Here is a 20,500-nt window from a genome sequence, read left to right as displayed (position 1 = left end):
GCTGACGGCGTCACCCTGTTCCCACCAAAAGGCAGTACTTAGGGTATCGCTGGAGGGCTTAATTTCCGAGATCGGAACGGGATCGGATGTGGCACCTCCGCTATGACCGTCATGTCAAAAATGTTAATTGTAGCGGGCCCGAAGGGATTCGAACCCTCGACCGCCTGGTTAAAAGCCAGACGCTCTACCAGACTAAGCTACGGGCCCAATTGTAGTCCGGCGGGCCGGATTTGAACCAGCGACATGCGGATCTACAGTCCGCCGTTCTACCACGCTGAACTACCGCCGGGTAAGATTAATTAAATAACAAATGGTGGGCCTGCCCAGATTTGAACTGGAGTCTCAGGATCCCAAATCCCAAAGGATGGACCAGGCTACCCCACAGGCCCTATTAAACATTCTGAAACATCAAGCCCCGGGGGGGATTCGAACCCCCGACCACCTGATTACAAGTCAGGCGCTCTACCAGGCTGAGCCACCGAGGCATTTTGTTTGCAAACTGAATAATACCCTTCTACTATATAAACCTTTCGGTTTTAATAATTTAAATTGATGAGTGTAATTAAAAATAAAAAATATATAATAAAATAATAAAAATATATAAGTTTAATCTCCTCTTTTTGCAAGGAGTTCCTTCTCTGGAATGTCCTCAATGTTAATTCCAACCATGGCTTCTCCAAGGTTTTTGCTGACTTCTGCTATTACATCAGGCTTATCATAATTGTATGTTGCCTCAACAATTGCTTTTGCTCTCTCTTCAGGATTTCCTGACTTAAAAATACCAGAACCTACAAATATACCATCGCATCCCATCTGCATCATCAATGCCGCATCAGCTGGTGTTGCAATACCCCCTGCTGCGAAATTAACTACTGGCAATCTTTTTAATTTTGCCACTTCATATACCAAATCCAATGGAACCTTCAATTCATTTCTTGCCATTTGGACGAGCTCCCTATCAAGACCCATTTCATAGTATCCAACAACTCTTGCAATACCTTCATTTACTGCCCTCATGTGTTTTACAGCTTCAACAACATTTCCTGTTCCAGCTTCTCCTTTTGTTCTTATCATTGCAGCTCCTTCATCAATTCTTCTTAATGCCTCTCCAAGATTTCTCGCACCGCATACAAATGGAACTTTAAATGCTTTTTTATCGATATGATTTACTTCATCAGCAGGGGTTAATACCTCACTCTCATCAATCATATCAACGCCAATTGCCTCTAAAACCTGAGCTTCAACAAAATGACCTATTCTTGCCTTAGCCATTACAGGAATTGACACAGCATCTTTTATCTCCAATATCATTTCAGGGTCTGACATTCTTGCTACTCCACCTTGAGCTCTTATATCTGCTGGAACTCTTTCCAAAGCCATTACCGCAGTAGCTCCTGCATCCTCAGCAATTTGTGCCTGTTCAACATTTGTAACATCCATTACAACTCCATGCTTTACCATTTTTGCAAATCCTCTTTTTAAAAGTTCAGTTCCGATTTTTTTCATAATTATACCTCTTTATTTTATATGTTATAATTTTTAATATAATTTTTAATATTCATTTTAATTATTTTTTATATATTTAACATTATCGAAATTAATCTATTAATTTATATTAATTTATTAATTATTAATTTTATAATTATGATAATAATCCGCCTTATTCTTCAATATGCCACCCTTCCTCTCCAACTAATGGTACAAACGCTACTTCTCCTATGTTTCTCCTTATTAATTTTTTACCTTTTTTCTCCACCACTATTAAATTCTGAATATATTGACCAACTGGAGCTACAAGTTTTCCATTATCTTTCAACTGTTCAATTAAAGGTTTTGGAATATCCGGACCTGCTGCGGTTATATATATTCTATCATAGGGTGCAAGGGGTTCATACCCCAATGTTCCATCTCCACAAATTACTATCACATTATCATACCCCAATTCTCTCAACACATTTTCAGCTTTTTCAGCCAGTTTAGGTATTCTTTCTATTGTTACCACCTGCCCATTTTTTCCAACAATCTCGGCCACAACTGCGGCATGATAACCAGAACCTGTTCCAACTTCAAGAACCTTATGACCTTCTTTTAAATCAAGGGCTTCACACATTATGGCAACCATGTGAATGGCTGAAATAGTTTGGCCATAACCAATGTTTAAGGGTGTGTCAATATATGCGTAATCCCTGAGCTCCTTTGGAACAAACTTCTCCCTCGGAACTTTTAGAAGGGCCTCGGCTACTTTGTTATTTTTTATATATCCTTCATTCATTAACCTCTCCACTATTGGAATCATTTTTGATATCACCATAAAATCACCTTTATATCCTTTTTCTCATGGCAATATATGCTCCAATACATACTCCACATAAAATTACAGCAGAAAATTTATACATATTGGACAATCCCACATAATCGGCAATAAATCCAAGAACCACCGCACCAATAAACATTCCGATGTTTAAGCTGGTTGTAAAAAATCCCATAGCTCCTCCCTTTTTATAATGAGGTATATCATTCATAGCTAATGCATTTATGGCAGGAACGTACATTGCACCCCCAAGAGCCATTACCACTAAGGATATAAACATACTTATGGGGGAGTTAGATATGGAAAGAGCATAAACTCCAAAACCCCCAATTATTAATCCAATATATATAACAGAGTTTCCTACTTTATCATAAATTCTTCCAAATTTTCTTTGAAGGGTCCCCATGACTAAGTTTGTGGAAGCTATTAAAAATCCAACATAGGCTATTCCAATATTATAATTTGAAGCATAAACTGCTAAATATCCTATTATGCCTGCATTAACTGCCATATATGCTGTATTTATTATATATGATATTAAAAAATATCTATTTTTTAAAAATTCAAAAGATAATATACTTTTACTAAATTCAACCTCCTTCCTAACAATACATTCTGAAATATATTTCCATTTTCCATTGCTATCAACCACTACATTTTTTAATTTAAAATAACTAATTAAAAATGCAAGGAACGCCAGAGCTCCGCAAAAATAAAAAGGCGTTTTTATACCATACCACTCCGCAAGAAAACCTCCTATAAGAGGACCCATAGCAAATCCAACACTTATTGAAGAATTAAATATACCCATATATTCTCCAAGTTTTTCCCTTGGAGCAATGGTGGCAACATATGCACCAGCAACAGGGGTTATAAACGAAGAAAATGCTCCATTAAATAACCTGACTAATAACAATCCACTTACAGAATTTATAAAAGCATACATCAATGTAAAAATACCATAAAAAAATGTTCCTATTAAAATGAATATTTTTTTACCGTATTTATCGGATAAACTTCCAATAGGAATTTGGGCTATGGTTCTTGCAATTGCAAAAGAACCAAAAATAATACCTATTTCAAAATTTGATGCCCCCAATTCTTTGGCATAAATTGACATAAGCGGAGCTATCAACCCAATACCAAGCATTGTTACAAATATAGTAATCCACAAAATTATTACAATTTCCATCGGATTTACTTTGCCATCATCTCCCATTGTATATTTTATATTACTCATTATTTACCCCAATATCGTTTTGCTTAATTTCTATATGCCTATTATTTCTATTTATTTTAATATCTATTTATTTTTATTTTATCCAACTATCCAGTGTTAATTTGGGGTTATACCATCTTATTTTTGGTGGAGTTTTCATTATCTTTCCATATTCTCCGCCACCTCCTGGATAAATATATATTTTATTTCTTCTAAACAAATCAATTGTCTTCCCAACTTTCTCGTTTATTTTTGTTAAATCCGATATATCAACATTTGTAAGAATATTAATCTCATTGTGGTATGTATCGATATACTTCCTCCAAAGCGAATCTACCACTTTTGTTCCTATGTTTTTCCCAATTGAAAGGGATATTATTTGAGATAGAGGAATTATCTTATAATATGGGGGTCTAAAATCTGGATGAATAATTTTCTTATCCTTTGATAATTCCAAAGTTCTGTCATGCACTCCCTTTTTAATTCTTCCACCGCATTCAGCGCATTTAAAGTTTAATTTTTCAGCATCTTTAATATGGTATCTTAAATAGCAGTTTGAACATGCCGTTAAATGGTACTTTCCAAGTGCTGGGTCAATACCATAATTTGCAGTGATTTTATTATTTTTTATAGCTTTTTTTACCTCTTCAAAATTTTCTTCAAGGTTCCCAACATTGCCTATTTTAATTTGATTAAATTCTCTTCCCAATCTATGGGGGTGGTAAGAATGAGCATCAGAATTGCTTAAAAATGGGATATCTCTAAGTTCCTCTACCATATCACCCATATCTGTGTCTGCGGATAATCCAAGTTCTACAAAATCTGGTTTCTTTTCATAGCACTCATATATTGAATTAAAAGATTTATATAAACTAGTGTATGGTGTGAATGCATGTGCTGGTCCAATAAGTCCCCCAACTTCTTTAACTATTTCAAAAAGTTCTTTACCATTTAAAACAACCCTTGGTCTTCCCTCTGTATCAATGTTTTTGGAGTATTTTTTTAAGGTAGTTCTTAGTTCCTCAGCTTTTGATATATTTGGCAAAAAAACAAGATGATGAACACGGTTTTTATCTTCTATTTCAGTGGTTAAAAGCAAATGGTTGTTATTCTTGTATTTTTTAATCTCTTCAAGATGTTTTGGATGAAGACAATCCCCAGTCCCAATAATATCAAGCCCTTTTAATCTTCCATATTTTATTATGTGCTCAATATCCATATACTTAGATGTTCCCTTTGCAAATTTTGAGTGAATGTGTAAATCTGCATTTACAATCATACAACCACCTTGTTAATTTATTAAATATTATAATAAAAAACTGTAAAACTATATAATTGAAAATATAAAATATTTTATCTAAAAACCAATCTAAAAAAATTAAAATAAGATATAATCATTAAAAAATATTATTCGAGCTCCTTCAAAAATGAAGCTATTTTTTGAACTACAACCTTTGCCTCTTCCTCATTCTTTGGATATATTAAATTTAACCTTGGTATTTCTCTTCTTCTTATAAGGTATTTTGAGAGCTCATTTGTTCTTGCACATCCTACACATCCAAAGGCAATGGGAGCCTCATTCATAATAATTGCAGCATCAGCCTCTTCAATCAATGGACCTATCAAAGACATTCTTCCCCTAACTCCCGATGGAACTTCAATTGCAGCATATTTAAGCCCTTTTTTAGGGTCTTCATCAGTCATATTTAAAGGTGGGCTGTCAATTTCCGCAGTTCTTACTTTTTCGCCGATTACATTGTTTAACATCAAGGGTTTGTGTCCAAATCTTTCCACTAAATCTCCCAATATAAGACTGTTTGGCGGGTAAATGAATACTTTTTTCACATTATCACCGTAATATTGTAGAAACTAATTATGAGTTAGTAATTATAATATAAAATATTTTATTTATTTTATAATTTTTTTAGATTTTTGGATAAGCCTCATCAGGCAAGAATTTGGATAATTCTGGTCGTCTTGAGAGTGATAGTATTTCTTCAAATATTCCAGCAGTTATATCAACAGCCCCTATGGCCCCCAATATATCATTTCCATCTTTTATAGGTACCACAATTACTGGAAGTCCTGCATAAGGTCCTACTGTGGCACTTACCCTTAATGTTTTTCCCAATTCAATGGCAAGTTTCAGAACATAGCCTTCATATTTGGCATCTACGAGCTCACCTTTTTCAATTCTTACCCCTGGTTTTTCTTTGGACCGCATAGCTATTGGAACTTTATTTACCAATAAATGCACTGCATAGGCTATTGGTAATATATCGTTGGCATCTCCCTTTTTTAAAACATTCTTTAACATGATTTCACCGTATCTTTTAATAATTATACATATAATTAATTAATATTTAATAATTATGTTGTGGTGTGGTGAAATATATAAAATTAAAATATAAAAATTAATATTATTATATTTATAATAAAAATAAATTAAAGAAGTTATGGTGATATGATGGATGTTTTATTAATAGGTGGAGGAGCTCGAGAACATGCTATTGCAAGAGCTCTAAAAAAAAATAACTCTGTAAAATTATACACATTAATGAAAAACAAAAACCCGGGTATATCCAAAATTTCAGAAAAAGTTTCATTGAATGCTGAAACAGATTTAAATGCAATAAAAAAATTTGCAGAAGAGGTAAAACCTGATTTGGCAGTGATAGGTCCAGAAGCCCCTTTGGGTATTGGAGTTGCAGATATGCTTTGGGAAATTGGCATACCCACAGTAGGACCTAAAAAACTCCCTGCACAAATTGAAACAAGTAAAGAGTTTATGAGGAATCTCTTTAAAAAATACAAAATAAAAGGTTCATTAAAGTATAGTGCATTCAACAGCTACGATGGGGTGGAAGAGTTTATCGATAAAATGACAAATTTAGGAATAGAGGTCGTCGTTAAACCTGTTGGATTAACAGGTGGGAAAGGTGTAAAGGTTGTTGGTGAGCAGTTAAAGGACAACGAAGAGGCTAAGGAGTATGCGAAGGAAATATTTGAAAAGAGCATAGGTGGTGGAAAATTAATAATCGAGGAAAAACTTGTAGGTGTTGAATTCACACTCCATGGTTTTGTCGATGGAAAAACCATAATATTCATGCCGCCAGTTCAAGACCACCCTCATGCATATGAAAACGACAAAGGTCCAATCACCGGTGGTATGGGTTCATACTCCTGTTCAGATCACAACCTACCATTTTTAACAGAAAATGATTTGGACGAAGCAAAAGAAATAATGAAAAATACAGTGGAAGCCATTAAAAAAGAAGTAGGGGCATACCAAGGAATATTATATGGGCAGTTCATGCTTACAGTAGATGGGCCAAAAATAATCGAATACAATGCAAGATTTGGAGACCCTGAAGCTATGAATCTACTACCTATACTAAAAAATGACTTTGTAGAAGTATGCAATGCCATAGCAAACGGCGAATTAAACAAAATGAACATAGAATTTGAAAACAAAGCAACAGTTTGTAAATATGTTGTTCCACAAGGCTATCCATTAAATCCAGTGAAAGACAGAGAAATATTTATTGATGAGGACAAAATAAAAAAAATTGGTGCAATATTATATTATGCCTCTATAAATGAAAAGGATGGAAAATTATACACCACTGGTTCAAGAAGTGCAGCAGTTGTTGGAGTGGCAGATAATATTAAAGAAGCAGAAAAAATAGCAGAAAGTGCCATACAGCACATAAGGGGAGATATATTTTATAGAAAAGACATTGGAACATTGAATTTAATAAACAAGAGAATAGAGAAAATGAAAAAACTTAGGAAATAAAGCAGAAGTGATAATTAAAAACAAAAAATAAATTAAAAATAAATTAAATATTAAAGTATTGTAAAATGCATAATAATATATATTAAATTTTAAAAGATAAACTTTATAAATAATATAAATATATTACTTATAAAAAAGAAGAAGTGATAAGATAAAAGAAGTGATAAAAGATGAAAAAGTTAGATTATGAAAAACTTTTAATGATTCCAGGACCTACAATGGTTCCAAATAATGTTTTAACATCAATGGCAAATCCGATAATAGGCCACAGAACAAAAGAATATAGTGAATTATTAGAGGATACAATAGAAAAAATGAAAAAAGTTTTCATGACAAAAAATGATGTATATTTAATCACAGGTTCAGGAACATCGGCAATGGATATGGCTATTTCAAATACCGTTGATAAAGGGGATAAGGTATTAACTATTACAAACGGAAACTTTGGAGAAAGGTTCTGCAAAATAGCCGAGGTGTATAAGGCAGATGTTATTAGGTTGGAAAATGAGTGGGGTGACGATGCAAAACCTGAAGAGGTAAGGGAAATTTTGGAGAAAAACCCAGATATTAAAGTTGTTACTGTTGTTCATAACGAAACCTCAACAGGTGTTAGAAATCCAATTAAAGAAATAGGTGATATAGTCAAAGAATATAATGCATTATATGTTGTAGATACTGTTTCATCTCTTGGTGGGGATTATGTAAATGTAGATAAATTTAATATTGACATTTGTGTTACAGGCTCACAGAAGTGTATTGCAGCTCCACCAGGAATGGCGGCGATATCTGTAAGTGAAAAGGCATGGGATGTTATAAGTAAAACAGAAACAAAATCATTCTACTTAGATATTAACGCCTACAAAAAAAGATATGAAAGTAAAAAAGAAACACCATATACACCATCAGTCTCATTAACCTATGCTATGAATGAAGCTCTTGAAATGGTACTTGATGAAGGTCTTGAAAATAGATTTAAACGACATGAAAAACTTGCAAAAGCCACAAGAGCGGGGTTAGAAGCTATGGGTATTGAATTATTCGCAAAGGAAGGGGCAAGGTCAGTGACTGTAACCTCTGCTAAATATCCTAAGGGGATTGTAGATTCAGAATTTAGAGAATTACTTGCTAACAAATATGGCATACTTGTAGCAGGTGGTCAAGCTCAGGTGAGTGGAAAAATATTTAGAATAGGGCATATGGGAAAGGCAAGGGAATATCATATATTGGGAACATTGGGTGCTGTTGAAATGGCATTTAGAGAATTGGGCTATGATGTAAATAGTGGAATTGATGCAGCAAAAGAGATATTAAGAATATAATTGAAATAATATAATGATATATCTCTCTTTTTTACTTTTAAGGTGAAATCTTGAAAATAACTATTGGAACAAGGGGAAGCAAATTAGCACTTGCTCAAACATATTATGTAAAGAATATTTTGGAAAATTTAAATGAAAACCTCGATATCGAGATAAAAATTATCAAAACCGCAGGGGATAGGAACCAAAAAACAAAATTATCTGAGCTCGGATTGGGAGTTTTTACAAAAGAGCTTGATATTAAAATGCTAAATAATGAAATAGATATAGCCGTCCATAGCTTAAAGGATGTCCCAACGGTGTGGAATGAAAATTTAACAATATCTGCAACTCCAAAAAGGGAAAGCTACCATGATTTAATAATATGGAATAAAAACGACGATATGGATATTGAAAAAGATGAATTAATTGTGGGAACTTCAAGTATTAGAAGAAAGGCTTTTTTATCCATAAAGCATCCAAATTTAAAGACGAAATTATTAAGGGGAAATATTGACACGAGACTGAAAAAATTAAAGGAACATCAGTATGATGCCATTATTTTGGCAGAAGCTGGATTAAATAGGCTGAAAATGGATTTATCTGAGTTTGATTATAAAAGACTTGATATATTGCCCGCTCCTGCCCAAGGAATTATAGGGATTGCTTCAAGAAAAGATAATAAAGAAATAATAAATATTCTTAAAAAAATAAACGATGACAAAACATATATAGAATCAATTGCAGAAAGATGGGCATTGAGGGGATATGGTGGTGGATGCCAGGCACCCTTTGGGGCTCTGGCTAATTATGATATTAAAAATAACGAACTATATTTAAAATGTAGTGCTGTTTATGAGTTAAATGGGGGTAATATTATAATATCAAAAGAGGGCAAAATTCAATGTGGAATTGAAAACATAAATTTAGTTAAAGAAACTAGTATCAACATTGGAAAAAAAATAAAAAATAATCTATGATATAAAGAATATTAATATTTATCGATAAGTTTATATATTATTATACCAATATTTAGGTTATCATAAGGAGGGATATAATGAATAACACCGTGTATGTGGGAAATAAAGGTGTAATGAACTATGTTCTTGCAGTAATTACCCAGTTTAACACAGAAAACGCAGAAAAAGTCAAAATTAAGGCAAGAGGCAGAGCTATTAGTAGAGCAGTGGATGTGGAAGAAATGGTAAAAAATAGATTTTTACCGAACATTAAAGTGGAAGAAATAAAGCTCGGCACAGACCAAGTGCAAAACGAAGAGGGAAAAACTGTCAATATATCCACAATTGAAATAGTATTATCCAAATAATTCCCTATTTTTTTAGTTTTATTTAATTTATTTTTCTTTATAGTATTACTTTTTTCAAATATATATTATTTATTAATAACATTTAAATAATATTAAATATTCAATATTGATATAAATAAATAACTTATAACTTATAAAAAATTATTTACCAAAAATTATATACCTTTGGTGATATCATGGAAAATGAAAGGGAAAGAAAAATAAAAAAACTACTCCATAATTTAAAGCATACCGAAGAACATTTTGAAGAGCTCATAACCTCCATTGAAAGCTGTGGTTTAAATCCAGATACATACAAAGAATTATATGAAAAATTAAAAAATGAAAATGAAAAGTTAAAAGAAAAATTGGAAAATTAAAAAAATTAAAAAATAAATATTTTTATTATTTTATCGATTTATGACAGTATTTTATCCACCATATCAAGTTCCAATGCCAGTTTTATCTCTTTTGCTATTCTCTGACCCATGCTCAGTGGCTCTCCATTGTATAGGAATGAATATGCACTTCCATTCATAAAGGTGTTTGTTCCACCATCTATTCTTGCACTCATTTCAAATACTACAAGCTCTAAGTTTTCATTACACAATGACTGGAGACAAAATGGACCAAGCATTCCCGGTGGCACAATTTCTTCTGCCTTAGCTGCTAATTTATCTCCCATTTCAAATACCTGTGGAAGGAGACTTTCCCTTATTACCACTGGGAAGTTTCCACTTATAACATAAGATGGGTCTATGCCGAGCTCCATCTGGTCTTTTGCAGGAATCCTGACAATTCCATCAATATTACTTTCATATCTTCTGTCTATCCCCATTAATTCCACCTGGTCTTTCAATGGAGAATAAAAATAGTGTATACAGTAGTTTGTCCCTACAACATATTCTTCAATATGTGCATTTTCAACATCTTCATCTGTTAATATACCCTTTGCCTTGAAATCTTCTATCTTTCTCCAAAACTCTTCTGTTGTGGAGCATGGGAAATATCCCCTTCCTCCCCTTGCACCAGGGAATTTAACCATTACAGGTCCGTCTATCTCATCGGGGCTGTTGTATTTTTTAGGAATTCTTAAACCACTTTCTTTTAAAAGCTTTCCTTCCAAATCCCTTTCTGCCTCCCATCTAAGTATTTTTCTATTTCCAAACATTGGCACTTTAAAGTCGTTTTCCACTTTATCCAGTCCGCAGTATGCAATAAATGAACCGTGCGGAACAATTATGGCATTCATTTTCCTTAATTTCTCTTGGATTTCTTCATTTGATATGTCTGAAAACTTATCAACATAAATGAACTTATCTGCAACATTAAATCTTTTATATGGAACATCCCTATCTTTTGTTGTAATTACTGCTGTTGAAAAACCTTCTAATTTTGCTCCTTTTAATATATGGAGTGATGTATGGCTACCAACAGTGGCTATGGTTATTTCATCCCTGTTGTATTCTTCAAATATGCTTAAAATTTCTTCCTTTGAAATCATTCTTTCACCAGAGATTTATATGAAATGAGAAAGAAAAATAGATAAATATAGTTTTATAAAGCTCATTTATATATTTTACCATTATTATTCATTATATATGCTTTAAAAACAAAAAAGTAAGGTATAAAAATATTATTTTTCAATACTAATAACTTTTATCGTGAATATTAATGATTTTCCAGCGAGTGGTGGATTAAAATCTAAAACCACATTTGTGTCATTTACCTTAATGATTTTAGCAGGAGTTCCTTTAACATATATATACTTACCAACTATAGGTGTTATATTTGCATTTTTAAATGCCTCTATTGGTAAAGGTATTATTAACTTATCGTTCCTAACGCCATATGCCTCCTCTGGTGGAATAGTGACTGTTTTATTTTCTCCCACATGCATTCCAATTACTGCATTTTCAAAGCCCTTAATCAATTGCCCCTTTCCAACGGTAAAATTCAACGGTTTATATTCCCTATTGGGATTGTATATTCCATTTTTTATTGCAACGCTTTTAATCGATGTATCAAAAACCGTTCCATTTTCAAATTTTCCAATATAATCTACACAAACTGTTGTTCCATTTTTAACTACTGCATTGGATGCATTAGTGGTGCTCATACATCCAGACAATACCGTTAATAGAATTATTAAACTACCAAAAATAATAGATAGTTTTGTAAAATTAGATAATCTTAAATTTTTCATTGTTTCACCGATAAATAATCCAATATAGAAAATAAATAATAATTAATAAAATAATGTTTAATATATAGCTATTGTTTAAAAAATTAAAATAATATAAAATTAAAATTATTCTTTAACATCTACAACTTTTATTGTAAATATTAAATCCTTTCCTGCCAACTGGTGATTGAAGTCCAAAACTACTTCGTTATCTTTAACTTCAATAATTGTAGCTGGAACGCCACCTGCAAGGATTATCATGCCTTCTTCTGGTTTAAAGTCTGCTCCTTCGAATGCTTCTTTTGGAACTGTCTGAATTAATTTTTCATCTCTCTGTCCATAAGCTTTTTCTGCTGGGATATTTACTGTTTTTTCGTCCCCCACATTCATATCAAGAACTGCCTCTTCAAATCCTTCAATAAGTTGTCCTTCGCCAACTGTAAATTCCAAAGGTTCGTATGGTCTCTCAGGTGTGTAAATGCCTTCTTCCTTAGCAACACTTTCAATTGATGTATCGAAAACTTCTCCACTTTCTAATTTACCTATGTAATCAACTTTTACTTTATCGCCTTTTTTTACCAAAAAAATCACATCCTATGTTTTAATTTTTATAAAATTAATTAAATATAACATGTTATATATATTTTTTGTTTTTGTATATGATATAATAGTTATGATATTACGATGATTATGATTATGGTATAATTTAATTGATAATATAAATTATAAAATAATATTGGTGTTTAAATGTTTAGGAAAGTAGTTGTTGGCGGAACTTTTGATATACTTCACAAAGGTCATAAAAAACTTCTAAAATATGCCTCACAATTTGGAAAGTTATATGTGGGTATAACATCCGATAAATTTGCAAAAACATACAAAACCCATAACATAAATCCACTAAATATTAGATTAAAAAACTTAAAAAAATATCTTGACGGCAATAAAATTAATTACGAGATATTGGTTATAGACGACGCCTATGGGGATACCTTAAAAAAAGATTATGATATAATTGTAGTTACTCCTGAAACAGAAAAAAATGCTAAACGAATAAATGAAATAAGGGCAAAAAACAATCTAAAACCCCTTGAAATAATGGTTTATGATTATGTATTAAGTGAAGATAAAAAACCAATATCTACAACAAGGATAAGAAATAAGGAAATAGACGAAAAAGGAAGGTTGTTAAAAAATAAAAATATGGTGTAATACTATGGATATAATGATCATAATAGTTCTTTTAATATTAACAGGTTATCTATCAAAATACTTTAATATTCTAAAAGAGAGCGATAGGACAATACTCAACAATATTGTAGTATATATTGCAATGCCTTCAACCATATTTTTAACAATTATGAAAAATGTTTCACCTGTGGATTTACCTCAATTTTTAAAACTTCCTTTTTTGATATTTTTAGCATTTATCATTTGTGGGTTTATAGGATATCTTATTGGAAGATTCTTAAAACTAAATAAACAATCACTGGGGGGTCTAATATTAGTTTGTGCATTAGGAAATACTGGATTTTTAGGTTACCCTGTAATATATGGATTTTATGGAACAGAAGGACTTACAAGAGCAATATTTTGCGACATGGGGAGTGTTTTTGCCAGTTTATTAATTGGAACATACATCGGTATAAAATTTGGAAAAAATAAAAATAGCGATAAGTCCGTAATAAAAGAGCTCCTAAAATTTCCACCATTGATGACTGGTGTTATAAGTATAACTCTTGTATTTTTTGGATTATCCCTTGGTAATTTTCCAGAGTTTTTTATTAAAACGCTGAATTACCTGTCAAATGCCACAATACCTTTAATTATGCTATCCCTTGGATTGTCATTATCGCCGAGCTCTGCAAGATTCGGTGCTATTTATGGAGTAATAGCATCCATAGTTAGGATGGGAATCGCTCCGTTAATAGCCTTTATTCTTTCATCCATATTTTTAATAGGGGGATTGGATAAAAATGTTTTAATACTTGAATCTGCAATGCCCTCTGCAATGATGTCCTTGGTGTTCTCTGTGCTTTATGGACTGGATGTAAAACTCGTAGCTTCGGCATGTTTCATAACTACGGTGGTTTCTTTGATGGTGTTACCAATATTAAATAGTATATTGTAAAATAGATTGATAGGGAATGAATAGGTCAAGACATATGCAATAATAATATATATATTAAAACCATACCGTTATGACCAATTTATATAAATATTATTTTTATTTCTCTCTAATAATACAGCATCTACACTTAAATTTGTTTTATATATCTCGTTGGTAGTCAAATTTATACTGCATGTTGTAGTTAAGTTATATCCATTTCCTTTTAATGTTATATTTGTTCCATTAACTACCCATATTCCAGGTGGAGACTTTATATATACTAGCTTTTTAGAACCTGAATCTGCAACGGAAAGCATATCTATATTGGTTTTTAATTTAGATAATGCAGCATGACCTAAACTTGCAGATGATACCTCCACTGTTTTTTTATAACCATACATGCCTGAAGTCATTGTAGACACTATTACAACAACCAGTAGTGCTAAAAATAGTATGGAAAATTCCAAAGAAATTTGTCCCCTCATACCAAACACCTAATTATACTTTTTATCCCAATACATAACATATGCAAAATCTATTGGTTGTTTATCGGATGTTGTAAATACCATTGCAGGCACATCAAATAATTTTAAATTAATATCACTGCCAAAACTATCATCCATATTTGGAACTAATGCATCATCGACATTATACAAGTCGGGGTTTTGCTTGTAAGCCATTTTTTTATGCTTATTGATATATTCATTATATGAGCTCACCCAAACATCCACATCATATTTTCCAAGAATTTTGTTAAATTGATAATAGTCTTTCAAAACAAGTGGTGCTGGAACAATCATACTTATAACTTCGGAATTATCTGATTTTTTTATCGAACCTCTCACATAGAGTTTGAAATTATCAAGCATTATTCCTTTTTGATATATGGGAAATACCTGTTTTAAATTTAAAATCTTCGTAGTATCTACCAATGCTGGACCTGCAATATCGTAATTTACCTGAGATTCATCAATATTTAACGTATAATTTAAGATGCCTTCTCTACTTATTTTTACCGTGGTATATGGTGGAATCCAAAATCCCCTTTTTCCATTCAATATAGTATTGTAAAAAACCGCAGCATCGGGGTTATCCACAATATCGCCTGACAAACTCACTTTTAAAAAGTCGTTTGAGGATTTTAATGTTTTATCAGTGTAATCTATATTATCAGGCACAGCCACAAATACAGTATATGGATTGGAGTTGGTAATTTCACCAGTTAATGCCCAATACCCATCCATTGTAGCTATTGCTGTTTCTGCAAACCCGATTGGAACAATTGCAATAAAAAAAATTATGGGAATAATATATTTCATAACATCACCCTGCCTTTACAATATAGGCATTGCTACTTTTCAATGAAATAATTTTTGATATTGAATCTGATGGGATGGATAGTATTAACAGATATTTAACACTTCCATCAAATATCTGCGTATCTGACTGTATTTTGTTTAACTTTTCCCCATATCTACCAAATTTTTCATTAATTTTGTTATAATCTAGTTTATCAGCGGCTGTTGCATACAACACCCCTGGAAGATTGTTCAGAGAGTAGGATATGGATGAAGAACTTGAAGCCGATGTGGAATCCCCATTATCATTTAAATTACTTGAAACATCTCTTTTTTCTGAGTAGGATATATCTTTGAGTATGACATAAGAGGAATTAACTATTCCTTCAATAGGTTTTTTAGAAACATTGCTTTTATCATATATTAGTATTTTATCCCCTTCATAGGGTATCTTACCACACTGTATTGCGGATACAACAATTGTAACCCTATCAAAAGACACCGGTATTATTATTATATTTTTGAGCTCTGCCAAACTCAATCTTTTTACATACTCTGAGAGCTCCTCTCTTTTCATGAGTTTTTCCGTAGTTCCTATTTTAACGTTAAAATAATCTGCAAGAGATAGTTTATTAAATATATCGTTCAAATAATATTCTCTTGCATTTTCTTCAATATTGCTATTTTTAAGAATTTCATCAACTTCATTTCGCGATTTAGCAGAATTTATTCTATCAACCAATGATTTAGCATAGAAACTTCTATCGTAATATCTTCCATATGTGGTTTTTATTGAGGCAATCACATCTTCTTTATAAGATTTAAAAAGTATATAATTTTTTGCTCTGTTTACTATATCTTGTAATTCTTTACTGTTACTGGCTTCATTAATTTGTGAAATATATATGATTTTATTTGGGTCATTTGGATATTTGGAAAACATTTGATTTATACTATTTATTGCCATATTTTTGCTATTCTCAAAGGTTTTCATCTCTTGGATTTTATTTATCTCCATGTTTTTATATACTATATTTAATACGAGAAATATACCTATTGATATTATAATAATTAACGCATATTTTATATATTTACTTTTATCTCCGGATGTTCTTTTAGTTTTTGATTTCAATTTTTTTAATTTATTGCCAAAATCCTCATTAACCATGATATCTGCCCCTCCAAACATTGCATTAAATGGCGTGAAACAATACTAAGACATATATTAAAGACATATATTTTTAACAATATAATTTATAAATATATATTAATTGGCATTATTTATAAATATTTATTTATATTTAAAATGAATAATTATTGCAATAATAAATATTTAAAATCTCTGGAATTTCAAACTATGGAGGTAATCTGCCAAACTCATCAAATAGTCTTTATTTTTGATTCCATTTATCCATTTTTTTGGTATGTTGCCATAGCCATAATATGTGCCAGCAATAGCACCATACATACATCCCAAACTATCTGTATCCCCACCTGCATTAACTGCTTTAATCATTCCAGTTTTAAAATCATTTGTTAAATAGAATGTTAAAATAGCAGAAGGAACACATTCAATAGCATCCATTCCAGTTCCAAATAGTTCATACCCCTCTTCTATGGTTTTTATTTTTTTTATAATCAATATCTTTTCTGCAAATTCTTCTGAAATATCCTCTATAAATTCTGCAAGTTTTGATATAAAATTTTTAGAGTGATTACATCGAAAGGTTTTAACGGATTTAGATAATGAATTATTCATAGTTAAATTATTATTTAAACCCCATGAAACCAGAAAACCTATTGCAAGAGCTCCGGCTATTGCCTCGCTATTGTTATGGGTTATTTTGGATGCCTCGATTATAGCATTCTTTAATTTATAGGGGTTGTCATAATAAAAAATCCCTAAGGGAGATACCCTCATCGCCGCACCACAGGTTTTTGAATTTAAGCCATTATAATTTCCATTTATTAAACTCTCAATGGCTTTTTTACTTGTTGGTCCAATTCCAACAGGATTGTTCCTGTACCATTTTATGAGCTCCTTTATAAATAGATTTTTATCAAAGCCCTCTTTTGTTATTGACTTTATTAAACATATGGTTTGTTCCGTATCATCGGTATAATCTCCAGCATTTAATATATCTTTAAAATGGTTTTTAGGGGGCAAATAATCATCGATTATTCCGTAGTTCGATATTATTTCATTTTTCGTTAGCCCCTCAGATGGCATACCTAGTGCATCACCTATTGCAGTTCCAAATATACAACCTTGAATTTTAATTTTATATATATGGTCCTCATGCTCATAATTACCCATAAAAACACCTTAATATCACATTAGTTATATATGATATTAATATATAATTTAATTTAAAATAATTATTTTATTTATTTTATTTTAATTAATTTTAATTTATTATATTATTTTATATGGGTGATATATTGAGATACTTAGAGCTCTGCGACATTGAATATGCAAAAAATATAGTTAAAGAAGTTATTGAATCATATGAAAATGAAGAAGTTAATCTATTCAACTCAATAAATAGGATTTTAGCAGAGGACATAATTTCCAATGTTGATGTTCCACCATTTGATAGGTCTAAAATGGATGGATATGCTGTGAAATCTGAGGACACCTATAATGCAGAGGAAGATAGACCTATAACCTTAAAAATTGTAGATAGTATAAAGGCTGGAGAATTTTCAGATGTTGAAATTAAAAATGGAGAGTGCATAGAAATAGCCACCGGAGCTCCCATTCCAAAGGGGGCAAATGCTGTTGTTATGGTAGAATACACTGAAAAAGAAAATGATACTGTAAAAATATACAAGCCTGTTTCACCTCATGAAAATATCCAATACTGCGGTAGCGATATAATGGTAGGGGAGCTCATATTGAGAAAAAATACCATTCTTTCACCAAGGGATATAGGGGCATTATCTGCAATAGGAAGAAATAAAATAAAAGTTAAAAAGAAACTTAACATTGGGTTGATATCAACGGGAAACGAACTAATAAACCCTAATGAATCTCCAAAACCTTACAAAATTTATGATGTGAATACATACACCCTTGCATCTTCGATATTGGAAAAGGGATGGAATTTTAAATTCTATGGAATTGTTAAGGATAATAAAAAAGATTTAATGGAATCCATAAAAAATGCAATTGATGACGACAATGATATTGTAATATTAAGCGGTGGAACATCAGCAGGGGTTGGAGATTTAACTGCAAATGTAATAGAAGAACTTGGAGGAAGTGTTCTTATTCATGGGATAAAGATAAAGCCGGGGAAACCGACAATCATAGGAACTATAAAACATAAATCAACTTCTGGAAATAAAGAAAAACTAATTGTAGGTCTTCCGGGATATCCAACATCATGCCTAACAATTTTTGATGTTCTCTTTAATGAAAAGGGAAAGACCATAACAGGTCATTTCCCAATTAGATATATGTCCGCAAAGGGAAGGACAGAATACCTACCTGTGTCAATTATTAAAGGAAATGAGGGATATGTTGTTTATCCCATTACAAAGGGGAGCGGTGCTATTACATCCTTAACTTATGCGGATGGATATGTTGTTATAGACGAAAGTAAAGAAATATTAGAAGATGAAAATGTAGAGGTTCATTTATTTGGAAATATATTATTTGGATTAAATATAATAGGTAGTCATTGTGTGGGTATAGATGAGATACTTAGAAAAGGAAATATTTTTGCAAAGACGATAAATGTCGGCTCCCTTGGTGGATTGATGGCCATTAAAAGAGGGGAAGCAGATATTGCAGGCATCCACTTACTTGCAGATGATGGAGAATACAATATTCCTTTTATTCAAAAATATAAAGTTAAAAACGCTGTTCTTTGTAGGGGATATATTAGAAGGCAGGGTTTTATGTTTAAAAAGGAACTCGGCATAAATAGTATAAATGATATTGTGAAAAATATTAAAAAATACAAATTCATAAACAGAAATAAAGGAGCGGGGACAAGAATTTTATTTGATAAATTTTTAAAGGAAAATAATATTAATAAAAACGATATAAATGGCTATGAAATTGAGGCAAAAACTCACTCTGCTGTTGGTGCAGCTGTTGCCATGGGAAAAGTAGATATAGGTTTAGGCATTGAAACAATTGCTAAGAAATATAGGCTAAAATTTATACCCCTAGGGGATGAGAATTACGATTTCCTTATTAAATCAGAAAAGCTGGAAGACGAAGAAGTTAAAAGATTTATCGAAACTCTTAAAAAAGTTGAACTACCGTTTAAAAAACCTGAAAATTGTGGAGAGATTATATTTAAGTGCTAAATTTATAACTTCAAAATATCTCTCAAATCCATACCTCTCATTATCCTATTTTTTATTAAGTCCTCTTTCTCTTTTATTTTTTTAACATTTTCGATTACTTCATTTATTTTACTTCTTTCAATTACTGCAACACCGTTGCAATCTCCAACAATAATATCCCCTGGATTTATAAGCTCTCCCCCACATACGATGGGGACATTAATTTCTCCCATATCCAGCGGTTTTCCAGCATTTGGGACATTATATTTTGAAAATACTGGAAATTTTAAATTATTTATCTCTTCAACATCCCTTACACTTCCATCAATTACAACAGCTATTACTCCTTTTAACTTTGCATTTAAAGTTGCCAATCCGCCCCATATTGCAGTTTTTTCCCCTTCTGCATCAATCACTATTATTTTATTTCTCCCATAGCTTATTGCCTTCACAGTAGTTCCCCAGTCATTTGAAGTAGTTTTTACGGTAATAGCCTCTCCAAAAATAATTTTTTGATTCTTATTTATAGGTTTAATGTCCTTTAACACCTTTGCACCAGCATCACACAGGTTTGGAACCGACACTTCTTTTAAAAATCTCATAAACATCATTTGCAGTTTTTATTAAAAAAATAATATAATAATGGTTTTTATTATGCGTATGTGTTATAAT

22 protein-coding genes, 4 tRNA genes and 1 rRNA gene are annotated in these 20,500 nt (G+C 31.7%); 8 read left to right on the top strand and 19 right to left on the bottom strand.

Features of this window, described 5'->3' with window-relative positions; translation table 11 throughout:
- From rrf to F7B34_RS02335, 11 genes are all read right to left on the bottom strand, one after another.
- Nucleotides 1–114, bottom strand: a 5S ribosomal RNA gene (gene rrf / locus F7B34_RS02385).
- Between the two features lie 19 nt (nt 115–133).
- A tRNA-Lys gene (locus tag F7B34_RS02380) sits at nt 134–207 on the bottom strand.
- A gap of 8 nt (nt 208–215) precedes the next feature.
- Nucleotides 216–289: transfer RNA gene (locus F7B34_RS02375), tRNA-Tyr, on the bottom strand.
- 22 nt (nt 290–311) lie between these two features.
- Nucleotides 312–389 (bottom strand) — tRNA-Pro (locus F7B34_RS02370).
- A gap of 22 nt (nt 390–411) precedes the next feature.
- A tRNA-Thr gene (locus F7B34_RS02365) sits at nt 412–485 on the bottom strand.
- Nucleotides 486–606: 121 nt separating this feature from the next.
- Entirely contained in the window at nt 607–1,506 is a 900-nt protein-coding gene (gene pdxS, locus F7B34_RS02360) for a pyridoxal 5'-phosphate synthase lyase subunit PdxS (protein ID WP_292460063.1), read from the bottom strand.
- 154 nt (nt 1,507–1,660) lie between these two features.
- The gene (locus tag F7B34_RS02355; RefSeq protein WP_292460061.1) at nt 1,661–2,311 is read right to left on the bottom strand and encodes a protein-L-isoaspartate O-methyltransferase; all 651 of its coding nucleotides are present in this window, start codon (nt 2,309–2,311) and stop codon (nt 1,661–1,663) included.
- 10 nt (nt 2,312–2,321) lie between these two features.
- Nucleotides 2,322–3,551, bottom strand: a complete 1,230-nt coding sequence (locus tag F7B34_RS02350) for an MFS transporter (protein WP_292460059.1) — start codon at nt 3,549–3,551, stop codon at nt 2,322–2,324.
- 73 nt (nt 3,552–3,624) lie between these two features.
- Complete coding sequence (locus tag F7B34_RS02345; protein WP_292460057.1) at nt 3,625–4,809, bottom strand: TIGR00375 family protein; 1,185 nt, start codon at nt 4,807–4,809, stop codon at nt 3,625–3,627.
- A 128-nt stretch (nt 4,810–4,937) separates the two neighbouring features.
- A complete protein-coding gene (locus tag F7B34_RS02340) occupies nt 4,938–5,375 on the bottom strand; it encodes a methanogenesis marker 5 protein (protein WP_292460055.1) in 438 nt (145 codons plus the stop codon).
- A 79-nt stretch (nt 5,376–5,454) separates the two neighbouring features.
- A complete protein-coding gene (locus tag F7B34_RS02335) occupies nt 5,455–5,847 on the bottom strand; it encodes a DUF2111 domain-containing protein (protein WP_292460053.1) in 393 nt (130 codons plus the stop codon).
- A 150-nt stretch (nt 5,848–5,997) separates the two neighbouring features.
- On the opposite strand from F7B34_RS02335, the gene purD reads away from it, so the two are divergent.
- From purD to F7B34_RS02310, 5 genes are all read left to right on the top strand, one after another.
- Entirely contained in the window at nt 5,998–7,329 is a 1,332-nt protein-coding gene (purD, locus tag F7B34_RS02330; RefSeq protein ID WP_292460051.1) for a phosphoribosylamine--glycine ligase, read from the top strand.
- Between the two features lie 170 nt (nt 7,330–7,499).
- Nucleotides 7,500–8,648, top strand: coding sequence for an alanine--glyoxylate aminotransferase family protein (locus F7B34_RS02325; RefSeq protein WP_292460049.1), 1,149 nt, complete (start codon nt 7,500–7,502; stop codon nt 8,646–8,648).
- A gap of 50 nt (nt 8,649–8,698) precedes the next feature.
- Nucleotides 8,699–9,607 (top strand): hydroxymethylbilane synthase, encoded by a 909-nt coding sequence (hemC, locus tag F7B34_RS02320; protein ID WP_292460047.1) that lies wholly within the window; start codon nt 8,699–8,701, stop codon nt 9,605–9,607.
- A 77-nt stretch (nt 9,608–9,684) separates the two neighbouring features.
- On the top strand, nt 9,685–9,954 hold the full coding sequence (gene albA / locus F7B34_RS02315; protein WP_292460045.1) for a DNA-binding protein Alba: 270 nt from the start codon (nt 9,685–9,687) through the stop codon (nt 9,952–9,954).
- 176 nt (nt 9,955–10,130) lie between these two features.
- Nucleotides 10,131–10,313 (top strand): hypothetical protein, encoded by a 183-nt coding sequence (locus F7B34_RS02310; protein ID WP_292460043.1) that lies wholly within the window; start codon nt 10,131–10,133, stop codon nt 10,311–10,313.
- Between the two features lie 38 nt (nt 10,314–10,351).
- On the opposite strand, the gene F7B34_RS02305 is transcribed toward F7B34_RS02310, so the two are convergent.
- The 3 genes from F7B34_RS02305 to F7B34_RS02295 form a co-directional block, all read right to left on the bottom strand.
- On the bottom strand, nt 10,352–11,437 hold the full coding sequence (locus tag F7B34_RS02305) for a formate--phosphoribosylaminoimidazolecarboxamide ligase (RefSeq protein WP_292460041.1): 1,086 nt from the start codon (nt 11,435–11,437) through the stop codon (nt 10,352–10,354).
- Between the two features lie 132 nt (nt 11,438–11,569).
- Nucleotides 11,570–12,139, bottom strand: coding sequence for a peptidylprolyl isomerase (locus tag F7B34_RS02300; protein WP_367116332.1), 570 nt, complete (start codon nt 12,137–12,139; stop codon nt 11,570–11,572).
- A 105-nt stretch (nt 12,140–12,244) separates the two neighbouring features.
- Complete coding sequence (locus F7B34_RS02295) at nt 12,245–12,700, bottom strand: peptidylprolyl isomerase (protein ID WP_292460039.1); 456 nt, start codon at nt 12,698–12,700, stop codon at nt 12,245–12,247.
- Nucleotides 12,701–12,865: 165 nt separating this feature from the next.
- On the opposite strand from F7B34_RS02295, the gene F7B34_RS02290 reads away from it, so the two are divergent.
- Together F7B34_RS02290 and F7B34_RS02285 are read left to right on the top strand one after the other, a co-directional pair.
- On the top strand, nt 12,866–13,330 hold the full coding sequence (locus F7B34_RS02290; protein ID WP_292460037.1) for a phosphopantetheine adenylyltransferase: 465 nt from the start codon (nt 12,866–12,868) through the stop codon (nt 13,328–13,330).
- Nucleotides 13,331–13,334: 4 nt separating this feature from the next.
- Nucleotides 13,335–14,249: an AEC family transporter gene (locus F7B34_RS02285; protein WP_292460036.1), complete on the top strand. Its 915-nt coding sequence runs from the start codon at nt 13,335–13,337 to the stop codon at nt 14,247–14,249.
- Nucleotides 14,250–14,317: 68 nt separating this feature from the next.
- Here F7B34_RS02285 and F7B34_RS02280 read toward each other — a convergent pair whose 3' ends face one another.
- From F7B34_RS02280 to F7B34_RS02265, 4 genes are all read right to left on the bottom strand, one after another.
- Nucleotides 14,318–14,713, bottom strand: a complete 396-nt coding sequence (locus tag F7B34_RS02280) for a class III signal peptide-containing protein (RefSeq protein WP_292460035.1) — start codon at nt 14,711–14,713, stop codon at nt 14,318–14,320.
- A 9-nt stretch (nt 14,714–14,722) separates the two neighbouring features.
- Nucleotides 14,723–15,547 carry a hypothetical protein gene (locus F7B34_RS02275; RefSeq protein ID WP_292460034.1) on the bottom strand — a complete coding sequence of 275 codons (825 nt, stop codon included), beginning with the start codon at nt 15,545–15,547 and terminating at the stop codon, nt 14,723–14,725.
- Nucleotides 15,548–15,551: 4 nt separating this feature from the next.
- Complete coding sequence (locus F7B34_RS02270; protein ID WP_292460033.1) at nt 15,552–16,694, bottom strand: DUF515 domain-containing protein; 1,143 nt, start codon at nt 16,692–16,694, stop codon at nt 15,552–15,554.
- Nucleotides 16,695–16,859: 165 nt separating this feature from the next.
- Entirely contained in the window at nt 16,860–17,843 is a 984-nt protein-coding gene (locus F7B34_RS02265; RefSeq protein ID WP_292460032.1) for an ADP-ribosylglycohydrolase family protein, read from the bottom strand.
- A 125-nt stretch (nt 17,844–17,968) separates the two neighbouring features.
- Between F7B34_RS02265 and F7B34_RS02260 the strand changes: the two genes are divergently transcribed.
- Nucleotides 17,969–19,849, top strand: a complete 1,881-nt coding sequence (locus F7B34_RS02260; RefSeq protein WP_292460030.1) for a molybdopterin biosynthesis protein — start codon at nt 17,969–17,971, stop codon at nt 19,847–19,849.
- A 2-nt stretch (nt 19,850–19,851) separates the two neighbouring features.
- On the opposite strand, the gene F7B34_RS02255 is transcribed toward F7B34_RS02260, so the two are convergent.
- Nucleotides 19,852–20,430, bottom strand: coding sequence for an RraA family protein (locus F7B34_RS02255; protein WP_292460029.1), 579 nt, complete (start codon nt 20,428–20,430; stop codon nt 19,852–19,854).
- Nucleotides 20,431–20,500 lie beyond the last annotated feature (70 nt).

Origin of the sequence: Methanothermococcus sp. (assembly GCF_015523155.1) — an archaeon.
Classification (GTDB): Archaea; AGJL01; Methanococci; order Methanococcales; family Methanococcaceae; genus Methanofervidicoccus.
This window is presented reverse-complemented; position numbering and strand designations above follow the sequence as displayed.

Coding starts and splice junctions, on each gene's coding strand:
- F7B34_RS02325 (WP_292460049.1), top strand. CDS start 7,500: ATGAAAAAGTTAGATTATGAAAAACTTTTAATGATTCCAGGACCTACA.
- F7B34_RS02350 (WP_292460059.1), bottom strand. CDS start 3,551: ATGAGTAATATAAAATATACAATGGGAGATGATGGCAAAGTAAATCCG.
- F7B34_RS02270 (WP_292460033.1), bottom strand. CDS start 16,694: ATGGTTAATGAGGATTTTGGCAATAAATTAAAAAAATTGAAATCAAAA.
- F7B34_RS02335 (WP_292460053.1), bottom strand. CDS start 5,847: ATGTTAAAGAATGTTTTAAAAAAGGGAGATGCCAACGATATATTACCA.
- F7B34_RS02290 (WP_292460037.1), top strand. CDS start 12,866: ATGTTTAGGAAAGTAGTTGTTGGCGGAACTTTTGATATACTTCACAAA.
- F7B34_RS02310 (WP_292460043.1), top strand. CDS start 10,131: ATGGAAAATGAAAGGGAAAGAAAAATAAAAAAACTACTCCATAATTTA.
- albA (WP_292460045.1), top strand. CDS start 9,685: ATGAATAACACCGTGTATGTGGGAAATAAAGGTGTAATGAACTATGTT.
- F7B34_RS02355 (WP_292460061.1), bottom strand. CDS start 2,311: ATGGTGATATCAAAAATGATTCCAATAGTGGAGAGGTTAATGAATGAA.
- F7B34_RS02285 (WP_292460036.1), top strand. CDS start 13,335: ATGGATATAATGATCATAATAGTTCTTTTAATATTAACAGGTTATCTA.
- F7B34_RS02280 (WP_292460035.1), bottom strand. CDS start 14,713: ATGAGGGGACAAATTTCTTTGGAATTTTCCATACTATTTTTAGCACTA.
- F7B34_RS02275 (WP_292460034.1), bottom strand. CDS start 15,547: ATGAAATATATTATTCCCATAATTTTTTTTATTGCAATTGTTCCAATC.
- F7B34_RS02305 (WP_292460041.1), bottom strand. CDS start 11,437: ATGATTTCAAAGGAAGAAATTTTAAGCATATTTGAAGAATACAACAGG.
- F7B34_RS02265 (WP_292460032.1), bottom strand. CDS start 17,843: ATGGGTAATTATGAGCATGAGGACCATATATATAAAATTAAAATTCAA.
- pdxS (WP_292460063.1), bottom strand. CDS start 1,506: ATGAAAAAAATCGGAACTGAACTTTTAAAAAGAGGATTTGCAAAAATG.
- F7B34_RS02300 (WP_367116332.1), bottom strand. CDS start 12,139: ATGAAAAATTTAAGATTATCTAATTTTACAAAACTATCTATTATTTTT.
- purD (WP_292460051.1), top strand. CDS start 5,998: ATGGATGTTTTATTAATAGGTGGAGGAGCTCGAGAACATGCTATTGCA.
- F7B34_RS02255 (WP_292460029.1), bottom strand. CDS start 20,430: ATGAGATTTTTAAAAGAAGTGTCGGTTCCAAACCTGTGTGATGCTGGT.
- F7B34_RS02345 (WP_292460057.1), bottom strand. CDS start 4,809: ATGATTGTAAATGCAGATTTACACATTCACTCAAAATTTGCAAAGGGA.